10 protein-coding genes are annotated in these 13,961 nt (G+C 75.1%); 4 read left to right on the forward strand and 6 right to left on the reverse strand.

Features of this window, described 5'->3' with window-relative positions; all coding sequences use genetic code 11:
* Window positions 1–3: 3 nt before the first annotated feature.
* The 4 genes from ACH34T_RS29570 to ACH34T_RS29585 all read right to left on the reverse strand — a co-directional run bounded on the left by ACH34T_RS29570 (window position 4) and on the right by ACH34T_RS29585 (window position 6,526).
* Entirely contained in the window at window positions 4–159 is a 156-nt protein-coding gene (locus ACH34T_RS29570) for a VenA family class IV lanthipeptide (RefSeq protein ID WP_396024207.1), read from the reverse strand.
* Between the two features lie 6 nt (window positions 160–165).
* Window positions 166–2,055 carry an alpha/beta hydrolase family protein gene (locus tag ACH34T_RS29575; protein WP_396024208.1) on the reverse strand — a complete coding sequence of 630 codons (1,890 nt, stop codon included), beginning with the start codon at window positions 2,053–2,055 and terminating at the stop codon, window positions 166–168.
* On the reverse strand, window positions 2,052–4,898 hold the full coding sequence (gene lanL / locus ACH34T_RS29580; RefSeq protein WP_396024209.1) for a class IV lanthionine synthetase LanL: 2,847 nt from the start codon (window positions 4,896–4,898) through the stop codon (window positions 2,052–2,054). Before lanL ends, ACH34T_RS29575 begins: the two co-directional genes overlap by 4 nt.
* Window positions 4,899–5,407: 509 nt before the next feature.
* Window positions 5,408–6,526 (reverse strand): ROK family protein, encoded by a 1,119-nt coding sequence (locus tag ACH34T_RS29585; protein WP_396024248.1) that lies wholly within the window; start codon window positions 6,524–6,526, stop codon window positions 5,408–5,410.
* Window positions 6,527–6,673: 147 nt separating this feature from the next.
* On the opposite strand from ACH34T_RS29585, the gene edd reads away from it, so the two are divergent.
* Genes edd through eda form a run of 3 tightly spaced genes read left to right on the forward strand, consistent with a single transcriptional unit; the run spans window position 6,674 to window position 10,112 of the window.
* The gene (edd, locus tag ACH34T_RS29590; protein WP_396024210.1) at window positions 6,674–8,491 is read left to right on the forward strand and encodes a phosphogluconate dehydratase; all 1,818 of its coding nucleotides are present in this window, start codon (window positions 6,674–6,676) and stop codon (window positions 8,489–8,491) included.
* Window positions 8,488–9,489 (forward strand): glucokinase, encoded by a 1,002-nt coding sequence (gene glk / locus ACH34T_RS29595; RefSeq protein WP_396024211.1) that lies wholly within the window; start codon window positions 8,488–8,490, stop codon window positions 9,487–9,489. Before edd ends, glk begins: the two co-directional genes overlap by 4 nt.
* Window positions 9,486–10,112, forward strand: a complete 627-nt coding sequence (eda, locus tag ACH34T_RS29600) for a bifunctional 4-hydroxy-2-oxoglutarate aldolase/2-dehydro-3-deoxy-phosphogluconate aldolase (RefSeq protein WP_396024212.1) — start codon at window positions 9,486–9,488, stop codon at window positions 10,110–10,112. The genes glk and eda overlap by 4 nt, the downstream gene beginning before the upstream one ends.
* Window positions 10,113–10,137: 25 nt before the next feature.
* Here eda and ACH34T_RS29605 read toward each other — a convergent pair whose 3' ends face one another.
* Window positions 10,138–10,311, reverse strand: coding sequence for a hypothetical protein (locus ACH34T_RS29605; protein ID WP_396024213.1), 174 nt, complete (start codon window positions 10,309–10,311; stop codon window positions 10,138–10,140).
* Between the two features lie 72 nt (window positions 10,312–10,383).
* Here ACH34T_RS29605 and ACH34T_RS29610 point away from each other — a divergent pair, with 72 nt between their 5' ends.
* Window positions 10,384–11,310 (forward strand): LysR family transcriptional regulator, encoded by a 927-nt coding sequence (locus tag ACH34T_RS29610; RefSeq protein WP_396024214.1) that lies wholly within the window; start codon window positions 10,384–10,386, stop codon window positions 11,308–11,310.
* Window positions 11,311–11,331: 21 nt separating this feature from the next.
* Here ACH34T_RS29610 and ACH34T_RS29615 read toward each other — a convergent pair whose 3' ends face one another.
* Window positions 11,332–13,875: an ABC transporter permease gene (locus ACH34T_RS29615; protein WP_396024215.1), complete on the reverse strand. Its 2,544-nt coding sequence runs from the start codon at window positions 13,873–13,875 to the stop codon at window positions 11,332–11,334.
* Window positions 13,876–13,961 lie beyond the last annotated feature (86 nt).

The following is a 13,961-nucleotide window of genomic DNA, read 5'->3' on the forward strand; positions in this document are numbered from 1 at the left end:
GCATCACGCGCACGAGATGCCGACGCAGATCGTGTTCAGCAGCGTGAGCAGGCCGACGCACGAGCAGGTCCCGCCGAGCTGGATCCCCTCGATCTCGACCGGGTCCGTCTCGGGCAGCTCCTGCAGAGCGGCCACGATGTCACCGTCGAACGTGTCCATGGAATTTCACCTCCTTTTCTGGTCGTGGGCGAAGGTCCGCTCCGCCGTGAGGCAGAAGCGGGCCACCGTTTCGCGGAGGACGGGAGGCCACGCCTGGACGACGCCGTGATGGCCGTCGTCGACCTCCAGGTAGTCGAAGTCGACTCCCTCCGTCCTGCCGAGCTCGATGAGGCGCCGCCGCAGCGCCCTGGACTGTCCGGCCGGGACGACCTCGTCCCGGGCGCCGTGCACGAGCAGCAGCGGCGCGGTGAGCGCCGCGCAGTCGCGCAGGACGTCGCGGCCGCTCGCCTCCCCGCCGTCCGCGTCGTGCCGGCTCAGCCGGGACACGCGGTCGCCGACGGGCTGCGCGACGGCGTCGTGGAGCGCCGCCGCCGATGTGAAGGGTGCCAGCGCGACGCATCCCGACCACAGCTCCGGCTCGCGGCAGGCCGCGAGGAGGGCCAGGTAGGCGCCGTAGCTGCCGCCGAGCACGACGGGCCGCGGCAGCGCCGCGCGGTCGCGCGCGATCGCGCGGGTCAGGTGGATCACGTCGTCGAGGTCGGGGCCGCCCCAGTCGCCGATGACCGGGCGCAGGTGCCGGTCGCCGTAGCCGGTGCTGCCGCGGTAGTTCGGCGCGGCCACGGCGATGCCGGCGGCCGCGAGGACCTGGAAGAGCGGCTCGAACTCGAAGTGCCACGCCGCGAGCGGGCCGCCGTGCAGCGCCAGCACCAGGCGCCGGCACGTGCGCCAGCCAGGGCCGCCGTAGACGATCGTCTCGATGGGGCCCGCCGGGCCCGGCAGCTCGATCAGGTCGGCGTCCGCCCAGGCCGCGCCGTCGCCCGGGCCTCCGCCGGTGTACGGCAGCGGTGACGCGTCCGGGCCCGCGGGCGCCGACACCGTCGCGAGGGTCGGCGGACGGTTCGGCGCCGCGAACCGCATGTGGATGCGGCCGTCGTCCGCCCAGCGGACGGGCGGCCACAGCATCCCGCGCGGCGCGGGCACGGGCGTGAGGCGGTCCCGCGCCGGGTCGTAGACGGCGAGGCGCGCGGCCGCGCCGTGGATCTCCCGGACGAGGAGCCGCCCGCCCTCCGCGTCGAAGGCCAGCGGCGTCCGCGGGTGGGCGGACTGGTTGAGGGCGTTGGGGAACCGCACGACGGGGTCGTCCGGGAGCCGCAGCCCGATCTGCTCGGTGCCCCGCTGCTGGGCGCCCGGCGCCGTGGTCGTCACGGCCAGGGCGCCCGTCCGCGGGCTGTAGGCGACGATCCGGTCGGTCGTGGTTTCGGACACCGACCAGACGCGCCGCCAGGACCGCTCGCCGAGGTCGACCAGGATGCCGTCGGTGCGGCGCCCGGCGCGGGTGTGGTCGAGCGCCAGGGTGCGGCCGCCGTCCATCCAGACGCCGCCCGCCAGCACGCCCGGCACGCGCAGCACCGGTTCCAGGTGCGGAGGCGAGTCGACGAGCCGCCAGATCCGCGAGTGCCGTTCGTTCTCGACGACCACGAGCAGGACGGTCTGCTCGGGCCCCGGGCCGGCCAGGAGGAACCCGGCGAGCATCGACGGGACCTGCCAGGACCGGACGACCCGCAGCCCCGCCGCGGCCGGCTCCGCGGCGAGCACCGTGCCGTGCCCGGCCGGCTCCCCGCGGTCGCCCGTCGCGGCCCGCACCAGCAGGACGCGTCCGTCGTCCAGCGGCAGCGCGCTCCAGCGCCGGTCGAGGGCCGTTCCCGCGCCGCCGGGGTCGAGGACGTCCCGAACCGGCTCGGGACACGCCAGGTCCCACCGCTCCACGGTGACCTCGTCCTCGACGGTGCTCAGGCAGGACGCCCAGCGGCCGTCGCCGGAGAACGCGAAGCCGAAGCGGCTCGGGACGGGCGGCAGCGCGGGCAGTGCGGGCCGCTGCGCCATGACGTCGGTCATGACGTCCGCCCCGAGCCGATCGGTGCGGCGGCCGGACCGGAGGCGTGCGCGTCCGGCGGATCGGCCGTCCACTGGCGGGACGCGCCGTGCCGCACTCGGAGGAGAAAGCCGAGGATTCCGCTCATGCCGTCGCCCCAGGTCACCGAGACCTGCCCGAACTCGTCGGGGAACACGACGGCCCCGTCCCGGTGCGCCCGCGCGGACAGGATGAGCTCGGTGAGCCGCCAGGCGGCGTCGCGGTACCGGTCGTCGCCGGTCGCCGCCGCCATGTCGAGCAGGAAGTCGCCGTTGCCGGCCAGCCCGTGGCACTGCCCGAGCGGCGCGCGCCACCGGTTCTCCAGCACGGACCGCGCGGCCCGTTCCGCGGCCCGGACGAAGCGCTCGTCGCCCGTGACGGCGCCCAGCCGTAACAGGAACCCCCCGATCCCCGCCGCTCCGTGGCACCAGTAGGGCGCCGTGGGCTCGTCGCCCGGACCGGCTCCCCAACTCGCGGCCCGGCCCGTCACGGTCGCCTCGCGCAGGAGGTCGTCGCCGACGGCGACGGCCAGCGCCCGGTACTCGTCGCGGCCCGTCGCCCGCGCGCAGGCGGCGAGGAAGTGGCCGATCCCGGCGACGCCGTGCGCGAACCCGTAGTACCGCTTCCCGGCGAGCTTGGACTCGTGGTGGGCGGGGGTGCTCCAGATGAGCCCGCCGGACCGCTCCTCCACGGTGCCGGCCAGCGCGTCGGCGGCCTCGGCGGCGCGCTCGGCGTACCGGCTCAGCCCCGTGCGCGCCCACAGGTGCAGCGCGGTCAGGCCCAGGCCCGCCGTTCCGTGGGTGACGTCGGGGCCGGGGAGCGCGGCCGGCAGCCGGTCGGCCGCGGCCAGCGCGGCGGCGACGAGGCCGTCGTCGTCCAGGGCCAGGCCGGCGTCGAGGATCGCCCACACCGCTCCGGCGGTGCCGTAGTACAGCCCGGCCGGCCGTTGCGTGTCGCCGTCCAGCCGGGCCGAGATCCACCGGCCGGCCCGGCCGATCGCCTCCGGGAGGCGCGGATCGGCGGTCAGCTCGTAGCACCTGACGAGCGCGCCGAGGACGCCCGCCGCGCCCTGCTGGAGGCAGCACGGGTCCGGCGCGCCGTGCACGCAGGAGGCGGGCCACAGGGTCTCCGCGTCTTCGGTGCCCATGGTGGCGAGCAGGTGGCCGACGATGCCGGTGACCGCCAGGCGGCTCAGCTCCTGCGGCTCCTCCCGCCCGCTCGCGGGACGCCCGGCGACGGCGCCCGCGGAGGCTGTGCCCGCGGCTGTGCCCGCGGTGCTGGACGCGTCGTCCGGAGCGCCCGGCCCGCCGGACGCCAGCCGGGACAGCGCCGCGCGCGCCGGTTCCGGAGCCCACCGGTCGGCGGGGTCGTCGGCCATCAGCCCCAGCAGCAGGGCGGGGAGGGCGGCGGGCGGGTCCAGGTCGCGGATGCGGGCGGTGAGCCATTCCGCCAGCCGCTCGGTGTGGGGCCGGGACGCGGGACGCTCGTCCAGCAGGTACGGCGGCCCGCCGCTGATCACGTGGCAGAGCGTCGCGCCGAGGGCGTAGCGGTCGGCGGACGGATCGGGCGCCGCCCCGTCCATCTGCTCGGGCGCGGCGTACCCGGGGGTGCCGATCCGCAGCGGCGGCTCGTCGTCGGAGCCGGGGACGGCCGCCAGCTCCAGATCGATCAGGACGGGCTCGCCGTCCGGGCGGACCATGATGTTGTTCGGGTTGAAGTCGCGCAGCACGACGCCGACGTCGTGCGTTTTGATCATCAGGTCGGTGAGCCGCCCGGCCATCTCCAGCGCCGCGGGCAGGTGCGGGCCCCAGCCGAGCTCGCCGATGAGGTCGGCCGTCCAGTTCCGCAGCGGGGTGCCCGGGATCATCTCCTCCGCGAGGAACAGGTGCCCGCCCTGGGTGAACAGCCTGACCGGCCGCGGCGCCACGCCGAGGCTCTCGATCGTCGCCAGCGCGCGGGCCTCGGCGCGGAGGCGGTCGCGGGCGTCCCTTCCGGTCTCGTCGGCGGCCACGTGCGGCCGCGCCTCCTTGATCACCACGGGGCGGTTCGTCCGGGTGTCCAGGGCGCGGTACACGCCGCCCTTGTTGGTGTGGCGGATCGCCTCCCGCACCGTGAAGCGCGTGCCGATCAGAACCTCATTCCGGGGCCCGCCGCCGCCGTTCGCGTCGCGTCTCCCGGCGGCGCCTCCGGCCGTTCCGTGATCGGGAAATGGGCATGTCACCCACGGGGGTGGGGTATAGCGTCCGACGCGCTTGTCCTCGACCGGATTGCCGTCCGGATCGAGGATCATCCACGCGTAGAAACCGTCATTGGTGATCCGCCGCTCCTCGACGAAGGCGCCATAACGATAATGGACGAGGCTGCCCGGCGCGTAAGGGCGATCGGAAAGAATGCGTGGGCCCGGCAGGCCGGTCGTGGCCTTGTCCAGTTCCGCCGCGAGCCGGACCGCCTCGTCGTCTCCGGTGGGATAGATCGTGATGAACTTTCCCGAGTGGCCGCGGGACGTGTTGCGCGCGTTCAGCGCCGCGAGGCGATCGTGGGTGGCGGCGAACTTGAACGGGGACCCCGCCGCCAGCAGCACCGCGAGGGAGCGGGCGAGCACCTCTTCCGCGGACGCCGGGGTGGCGGAGACGTGCAGCTTCCAGCCCTGCGGGGGGAGGCCGCCGGCGTCCCGTTTGACGTGGCACCAGACGGCGCCTCGGTCGGTCGTCCAGCGGTTCCTGTCGTCCGCGGAGGCGAGCGCGCGGTCGAGCACGTCGGTGAGGCGGGTGTCCCCGGACTCCGCGGCCACGGCTCCGCCGAAGACGCTGATACTGAAATCCGCCATGTGTTTCGCTCGCTTCCGGTTCCGCCTGCCGACGCCCGTTCCCGAGGGCGTCGATGTGGCATTTCGATCAATGGTGGGTGGCTGATCAAAAAATGCTCTCCCGACGAACGAGGGACACGGTAGCCACCAATCCACTTCGAACGCCAGCCCATGTTTTTTCGGCCACCTGTCCGGCGGAGGTATAAAAGTCTCACTTCCGGAGTCAAGTCCCTGTGGCCCGTGTGCAGAGAGTGATTGTCTGGACCGGCATTTGCCAGTATTGGGGGTATTTGTCGTGTTGCTGGCACCACCGGATCGGCGGCAATCTTGCCAAGATTGTGACGAATCAGTTTTTGTTCAAGTCATGGCCTATGACCGCCATCTCCGCCTCTGGCGATTCGGTGCCCGCTTCTGCTACACGGCGCCCCGCCGCCACGGGCCGCCGGGGAGGCCCGAATCCGTTGTGGCGCAGGCGTTCGCGCCCTTGTCGGGCAGGTGCCCTTGCCGGGCAGGGCTGCGCGCGGCCGTCCTCAGGACGCGTCGACGGCCTCGGGCGCGAGGATGCGGTCCAGGACCATGGCGGCGCAGCCGGTGAGGCCGGCCCGCTCGCCCAGCCGGCTGGGCTCGATCCGGAGGCTGCGGGTGGCGAGCGCGGTGGAGCGCTGGTAGACGACCTCGCGCAGGCCCGCGATGAGGGGCTCGTCCGCGCCGGCGAGGTCGCCGCCGAGGACGACGACGGCCGGGTTCAGCAGGTTGACGGCCGTGGCGACGACCTCGCCGATGCGGCGTCCTGCGTCGCGGAGCAGCGCGACCGTGGCGGGGTCGCCGGAGCGGGCGAGGGCGACGAGGCCGGGAAGGTCACCCGCCCGCGAGCGGGCGAGGAGCGCGGCGCCGCCGGCGACGGCCTCGACGCAGTTGACGTTGCCGCACCGGCACGGCGCCTCGGCCGGGGACGGCACCGGGACGTGGCCGATCTCGCCCGCGGCGCCGAGCGCGCCCCGCTGGATGCGGCCGCCGGCGATCACACCGGCGCCGATGCCGGTGGAGACCTTCACGAACAGCAGGTCGTCGACGCCGGGGTGGGCCTGGTGCTCGCCGAGCGCGGCGGCGTTGACCTCGTTGTCGAGGTAGGCGGGGACGCCGAACCGGCCGGAGATCGGGGGGCCGACCTCGACGGCGTCCCAGCGTCCCGCGGCGTGCTCGACGGCGTCGGGGACGCCGAGCCCGACGCCGCGGACCGTGGCCGCGTCCAGGCCGGAGCCGGCGAGCAGCGACGTCCACTGGTCGAGAAGGCGGGGGAGCGTCTTGCCGGGGGAGACCTCGGCGGGCGGGCCGTCGGCGCGGGCGAGGACCGTCCCGGCGAGGTCGCAGACGGCGAGCTGGCCGCGGGACTGGCCGAGGTTCGCGACGAGGACGGCGCCCCCGGCGGCGTTGAACTCCAGCCGGACCGGCGGGCGCCCGCCGGTGGACGGCCCGTCCGCGCGCTCGACGACGAGCCCGCGGTGGATCAGCGCGGCGACGCGGGCCGCGACGGCGGGACGGGACAGCCCGGTGACGCGGCCCAGCTCGGCGCGGGTGGCGACGCCGTCCTCCCGGATCAGGCGGAGCACGTCCCCGCTGGTGGACGGACGGTTCACGGCGCGCGGCATCCGGTCAGTCAAGCACGCGCTCGTTAGGTAGTCCAGTTAGTACAAGATCCAGACTTTGGTAATGAGAAGTTCATAAGTCGGGTTGTGTGACTTACGTATGTCTCGGTAGCTTGACGATCTGGAGATCCCCCTGGTCTGGAGCGTTCTATGGCTGTGCATCCCGTGCTGGCGGAAGTCACCCGGCGCGTCGTCGAGCGGAGCGCCGGAACGCGCGGCGCCTACCTGAGCCGGATCCAGGACGCCCGGACGGACGGGCCCGTGCGCGGCGGGATGGGATGCGCGAACCTCGCCCACGGCTTCGCCGCCTGCGGCGTCCAGGACAAGCTGTGGCTCAGGGGCGACGCCACGCCCAACATCGCGATCGTGTCGGCGTACAACGACATGCTGTCCGCGCACCAGCCGCTGAAGGACTACCCCGACCTGCTGAAGGCCGCGATCCGCGCGGCGGGCGGCACGGCCCAGTTCGCCGGCGGCGTGCCCGCGATGTGCGACGGCATCACGCAGGGCCGCGCCGGGATGGAGCTGTCGCTGTTCAGCCGGGACGTGGTGGCGATGGCGACGGCGGTGGCGCTGTCGCACGACATGTTCGACGGCGCGCTGCTGCTCGGCGTCTGCGACAAGATCGTCCCGGGGCTGGTGATCGGGGCGCTGTCGTTCGGGCACCTGCCGGTGCTCCTGGTGCCCGCCGGGCCGATGGCGTCGGGGCTGCCGAACGGCGAGAAGGCGAAGGTCCGCAAGCGGTTCGCCGCCGGGGAGATCGGGCGCGAGCGGCTCCTTGCCGCGGAGGCCGCGTCCTACCACTCGCCCGGCACCTGCACCTTCTACGGGACGGCCAACACCAACCAGCTCCTGATGGAGGTCATGGGCCTGCACCTGCCGGGCGCGAGCTTCGTCCCGCCGGGCACGAAGCTGCGCGACGCCCTGACCGAGGCGGCGGGACGGCGCGTCCTGCGGCTCACCGACCTGACCGGCGACGGCTACCTGCCGATCGGCGAACTCCTCGACGAGCGCGCCTTCGTCAACGGGGTCGTGGCGCTGCTGGCCACGGGCGGCTCCACCAACCACACGCTCCACCTGGTCGCGATGGCCGCGGCGGCCGGGATCGAGCTGACCTGGGACGACTTCGACGAGCTGTCCAAGGTCACGCCGCTGCTCACCCGCCTCTACCCGAACGGGACCGCCGACGTGAACCACTTCCACGCCGCCGGCGGCACCGCGTTCCTCATCGGCGAGCTGATCGACGCGGGGCTCCTCCACGAGGACGCGCGGACGGTCGGCGGCCCCACCCTCGCCGCGTACCGGAAGATCCCGGAGGTCGCGGACGGCAGGGTCGAGTGGCGGGACGCCGTCGCCGGGTCGGGCGACACGGACGTGCTGCGCCCCGTCGCCGAGCCGTTCGACGCGCACGGCGGCCTGCACACCGTGAACGGCAACCTGGGCCGGGCGGTGATCAAGGTGTCCGCGGTGCGGCCCGAGCACCGGACGATCGAGGCCCCGGCCCGCGTGTTCGACTCGCAGGAGCGCTTCCAGGACGCCTTCGCCGCCGGGGAGCTCGACCGGGACGTGGTCGCGGTCGTCCGCAACCAGGGGCCGCGCGCCAACGGCATGCCGGAGCTGCACCGCCTCACCCCGCCGCTGTCCGTACTCCAGGACAGGGGGCACCGCGTCGCGCTCGTCACGGACGGCCGCATGTCGGGCGCCTCTGGCGCGGTGCCCGCAGCGATCCACGTGTCGCCAGAGGCGGCGGCGGGCGGGCCGCTCGCGCGCGTGCGCGACGGCGACGTCGTCCGGCTCGACGCGGACGGCGGGGTGCTGGAACTCCTCGTCCCGGACGACGAGTTCGCGGCCCGCGAGCCCGCCGCCGCGCCACCGCCGGACGAGACCTGGGGGACGGGCCGCGAGCTGTTCCGCGTGTTCCGCCATGCGGTCGGCCCGGCCGAGCGGGGTGCGGGAGTCTTCGCGTGAGCGGCGGCCTTGGCCCGGGTCCCGGCCCGTGGCTGGTCGCGGACGTCGGCGGCACGAACGCCCGCTTCGCGCTGGTAGACGACCCCGACGGGATCCCGTACCGCGTGAAGTCGCTCCGCACCCGCGACCACGCCGGTCTCGCCGAGGCCGCGGCCGCCTACCTCGCCCGGCACGCGCCGGACGTCCGGCCGTCCGCCGCGTGCCTGGCCGTGGCCGGGCCGGTCGCGGGCGGGACGTACCACCTGACGAACGCGGGCTGGCCGAAGGGCACGCCCGAGGAGGTGCGCGCCCATCTCGGCGTGCCGCACCTCGACGTCATCAACGACTTCGAGGCCCTCGCCCTCGCCCTGCCGCGCCTCGGCGAGGACGACCTGGTCCCGGTCGGCGGCCGGGCCCTCCCGGACGCGGACGCGGGCGCGCCGGTCGCCGTCGTCGGGCCGGGCACGGGGCTCGGCGTCGCCGGGCTCGTCCCGACGCGGTCCGGATGGGTGCCGCTGCCCGGCGAGGGCGGCCAGGTCGACGTCCCCGCCGCGACCGACCGCGAGGTCGAGGTCGTGCGGCTGCTGCGCGCCGAGCGCGGCGCGGCCACCGCGGAGCACCTGCTGTCCGGGGACGGCCTGGTCCGCGTCCACCGGTATCTGGCCGCGCTCGACGGCGAGCCCGCCGGGACGCTCACCGCCGAGGAGATCACCGAACGCCGCGGCGACCCGCTCTGCCGCGAGACGCTCCAGCTGTTCTGCGCGCTGCTCGGGTCGCTCGCCGGGAACGTCGCGCTGACGCTCGGCGCCCGCGGCGGCGTCTACCTTGGCGGAGGGATCCTGCCGCGCATCGCGGACGTGCTGCACGACAGCGCGTTCCGCGCCCGCTTCGAGGGGAAGCCTCCCGTCGAGGACTACCTGCGCGGCGTTCCCACCGCGCTGATCGTCCACCCCGGCCCGGCGCTGGCCGGGGCCGTGATGCGGCTCGCCCAGAGCCTCCCGGAATTGGAGCACGCATGATCGCCGAAGACCTGTTCGACCTCGCGCCCGTCATCCCCGTCGTGGTGCTGGACGACGCCGACGCGGCCGTCCCGCTGGCCCGCGCGCTGGTCGACGGCGGCCTCCCGGCGATCGAGGTGACGCTCCGCACCCCGGCCGCGCTGGCGGCGATCACGCGGATCGCCGCCGAGGTCCCGGACGCCGTCGTCGGCGCGGGGACGGTCGTCCGCCCGGAGGACGCCGAGCGGTCCGCCGCGGCCGGGGCCCGGTTCCTGGTCAGCCCCGGCTGCACGTCCCGGCTCCAGGCGGCGATGGTCGCGACCGGGCTGCCGTTCCTGCCGGGCGTGGCGACCGCGTCCGAGGCGCTCACGCTGCTGGAGGACGGGATCACGGCGATGAAGTTCTTCCCCGCCGGGGCCGCGGGCGGCATCGCCTACCTGAAGTCGCTGTTCGGGCCGCTGCCGCAGCTCCGGTTCTGCCCGACCGGCGGGGTCGGGCCGGGGAACGCCGCCGAGTACCTCGCGCTGGCGAACGTCGGCTGCGTCGGCGGATCCTGGATCACGCCCGCGGACGCCGTCCGCGACGGCGACTGGGACCGCGTCCGCAAGCTCGCCGCCGAGGCGGCGGCGCTCCGCTCCGGCTGACGCCGGCACTCGTTCCACGGCGAGGTCACTCCCGGGGTTCGCCGACGCGTGCGCAGTGCGGGCAGGGGCCGGCGACGAGGCCGCGCCCGCCGCCGGTCGGGACGAGGTCCATCCGGAGCCGGCCGCAGGCGCAGCGGGTCCAGACCACGATGCCGTCGCTGGTGAGGTGCCGGGAAAGGGGGGTGCTCTGCTGGTTCATGACACCAGTCTGCAAGGGACGAACGTTGCCGTCCATTTCAGGTTTCCGCACTAGATAGTGCAAAATGATTGCATGATTGATCTGCGGCGACTGCACATGCTCCGGCTCGTCCACCAGTTCGGGACGGTCACGTCCGCGGCGGAGGCGATGCACCTCACCCCGTCGGCCGTCTCGCACCAGCTGCGCGAGCTGGCGCGGGAGCTGAAGGTGCCGCTGCTGGAGCCGCAGGGCCGCAAGGTCAGGCTGACCCCGGCCGCGCACCTGCTGATCGGGCACGCCGACGGGCTGCTCGCCCGGTGGGAGGAGACCCTCGCCGACCTGGAGTCGCACCGCGCCGGGGCCGCGGGGCCGCTGCGGATGTGCGGGTTCACGACGGCGGTCGGCGGGCTGATCGCCCCGGCCGCGGGTGCGCTGCGGCGCGCCGACCCCGGCCTCACCATCGAGATCCGCGAATGCGACACCGACGTCGCGATGGGCCTGCTCGCCGCCGACGAGACCGACATCGCCGTCATCGAGCCCACCGCGGACGCGCCGCCGCCCGGCGACCCGCGCTTCGACCGGGAGCCGCTGCTGGAGGAGGCCCTCGACCTGATCGTCCCGGTCGGCCACCGCCTCGCCCACCGGAGCGGCGTCTCGCTGGAGGACGCCGCGAACGAGGCGTGGATCAGCGTCCATCTGGAAGGCTGCGCCCACCACCAGCAGGTCCTGGCGTACTGCGCCGCCGCCGGGTTCACGCCCCGCATCGCGCACATGGCCAACACCTGGTCGGTGATCTGGGCGCTGGTCGCCAACGGGCTCGGCGTGTCCCTCGTGCCGCGGCTGGCGGACGGGCCGTCCGACCAGCCCGTCGTCCGGGTCCCGCTGACGGGCGACTCCGTCCCGAGGCGGCGGGTGCTGACCTGCGTGCGGCGCGGCAGCCGCGAGCACCCGCTGATCGTCCGGGGGCTGCGCGCGCTGCACGACGCCGTCCCCGACCGCTGCACGCCCGTCGCGGCGTGACCCGCACCGTCGTGGCGTGACCTACTCTGTCGCGATCGCCTGCAGCACGTTCATGCGGGCGGCGCGGCGCGCGGGCCACACGGCGGCGACGACCCCGATCAGCGCCGCCGCGGCGACGCACACCGCCAGCCGCGCGTACGGGATCGCGAGGACCTCCATGCCGCCGTCCCCCTCCGCCATCACGTGCTGCAGGACGACCCCGAGCACGACGCCCGTCCCGACCCCGGCCGCCGCGCCGAACAGCGACACCACGACCGCCTCGTAGCGGATCATCCGGCGGAGCTGGCGGCGCTGCATGCCGACGGCGCGGAGCATGCCGATCTCCCGCGTCCGCTCGGTGACGGCGAGCGCGAGCGTGTTGACGATGCCGAGCGCCGCGACCAGGACGGACAGCACCAGCAGCCCGAGGACGAGGTTGAGGAACATGCCGATGTCCCCGGCGGCGTCGTCCTTGACCTGGGCGCGGTCCTTCAGGTCCAGGTTGGGCCAGGGCGCGAGCGCCGCCTCCAGCGCCGTCCGGTCCGCGGTCGCGGTGTTCACCTCGATGCGGTCGATCGGGGCGTCCGGTTCGCGCGTCCGGTAGCCCGCCCAGTCGATGATCATGGACGGGGCGGACGGCGTGACGGACGGCCGGTCGGCGTAGATCCCGGCGACGCGGAACGTCCGGCGCGTCCCGTCCTGGTAGCGGCCCGGGATGGCGGTGCCGACCGTCCAGGCCCGCGACTTCGCGACGCTGCGGCCGACGAGCAGCTCGTCTCCGCGCACGGCGGGCGTCCCGTCCTGGAGCGGCAGGCGGAAATGGGCGAGCAGCTCGCCGGGGGCGCCCGCCGTCGCCGTCCGCACGGACCCGTCCAGCTCGAACCGCGCCGTCCGGATCGGGATCGCCGAGCGCACGCCGTCCACGCCCGCCACCGCGCCCGCCGCCTCCGCGGCGACCGGCGTGATCTGGCTCCGGCCGGTGACCTGGTAGTCGGCGGTGAGGCCCGCGTCGAGCTGCCGGTCCACCGACGACGCCATCGACTGGACGATCACCGACACCGTCGCGATCAGCGCGAGCCCGATCATCAGCGCGGACGCCGTCGCCGCCGTCTGCCGGGGGTCGCGCAGCGCGTTCCGGGCGCCCATCCGGCCCGCGCTCCCGCCGAACCGGGCGAACGGCCAGGCCAGGACGCGCACGACCGGACGGCTGAGCGCGGGCGACACCACGACGACCCCCGCGAACAGCGCCATCGCGCCCGTCCCGGCGAGGGTGAGCGCCGTCGTCCCGTCCGCCGCGAGACCGGCGGCGGCCAGGGCGCCGCCCGCCGCGAGCGCCGCGCCGCCGCACAGCGTCCGGCCCCGCAGCGGGCGCGGCGCCGTCTTCCCCTCGCGGAGCGCCGCGACGGGCGGGATCCGCGACGCGCGCCGCGCCGGGACGAACGCGGCGGCCAGCGTGACGACCGTCCCGACCCCGTAGGACGCGAGCACCGCCGGGGCGGGCACGACCAGCGTCCCGAACGGCAGCTCCTCGCCGCCCGTGACGACGGTCATCAGCCGCGCCAGCCCGGCCGCGACGCCCGCGCCCGCGGCAAGGCCCAGCGTGGAGCCCGCCAGCCCGACCCCGGCCGCCTCGCCGAGCACCGACCGCGTCACCTGCCCGCGCGACGCGCCGACCGCGCGCAGCAGCGCCAGCTCCCGCACCCGCCCGCTGACCAGCATCGCGAACGTGTTGAAGATGATGAACGAGCCGACGAACACCGCGATCACGGCGAAGACCAGCAGGAACGTCCGCAGGATCTTGAGGATCTCCGTGAACGACGCGGCCTGCTCGGCGGTGGCCTCCCGTCCGGTGATCGCCTCGACGCCGGGCGGGAGCGAGGCCGCGACCGCGTCCCGGAGGCGCTCCTGCGAGACGCCGTCGTCGGCGTGCGCGACGATCCGCGCGTACGTTCCCGGCTTGTCGGACAGCAGTCGCCGCGCGGCGTCCGGCGCGAACGCGGTCATCGACAGCTGGTCGCTCAGCGCCGAGTCGCCGACCTCGAACAGGCCCGTCAGCCGGAACGCGCGCGTGCCCGACAGCAGCGCCACCGTGACCCGGTCGCCGACGCGGTATCCGGCGTCGGCGGCGGTCGTGACGTCGATCGCGACCTCGTCGGGCGCGGCGGGCGGCGCCCCGGACGTGAGACGCGGCAGCGACAGGTCGGGGTCGCCGTCCCACGCCACGCCCTGCTGCGGCTCCGCCCCGACGATCGTGCCACGCCGGTCGACGACGGCGGCGAACCCGGTGACGACGCCGTGCGCCTTCGCCACCCCGTCCACGCCCTGGACGGCCGCCAGCACCGATTCCGGCACGGGACGCTCCGGCGCCCGTTCGCCGAGGCCCGGCTCGAACGCCCGGTCCGTCCGGACGATCACGTCCGTGCCGCGGCCGAGGTCGTCGAAGGCCCGGTCGAACGAGCGGTCCAGCGTGGCGGAGAAGATCAGCGTCCCGGCGACGAACGCGACGCCGGCGACCACCGCGACCGTCGACAGCAGCAGGCGGGCGCGGTGCGCGACGAGGCCGCGGAGCACGAGCTTGTACATCATGCGACCGATTCCAGCCCGTCCTGGACGCCGCCCGGCAGCGCGAATCGTCGTGTCCGTGCCCTACGAACGGTCTCCGGGACGCGACT

The sequence above is a fragment of the Actinomadura sp. 9N215 genome (assembly GCF_044326345.1).
Classification (GTDB): Bacteria; Actinomycetota; Actinomycetes; order Streptosporangiales; family Streptosporangiaceae; genus Spirillospora.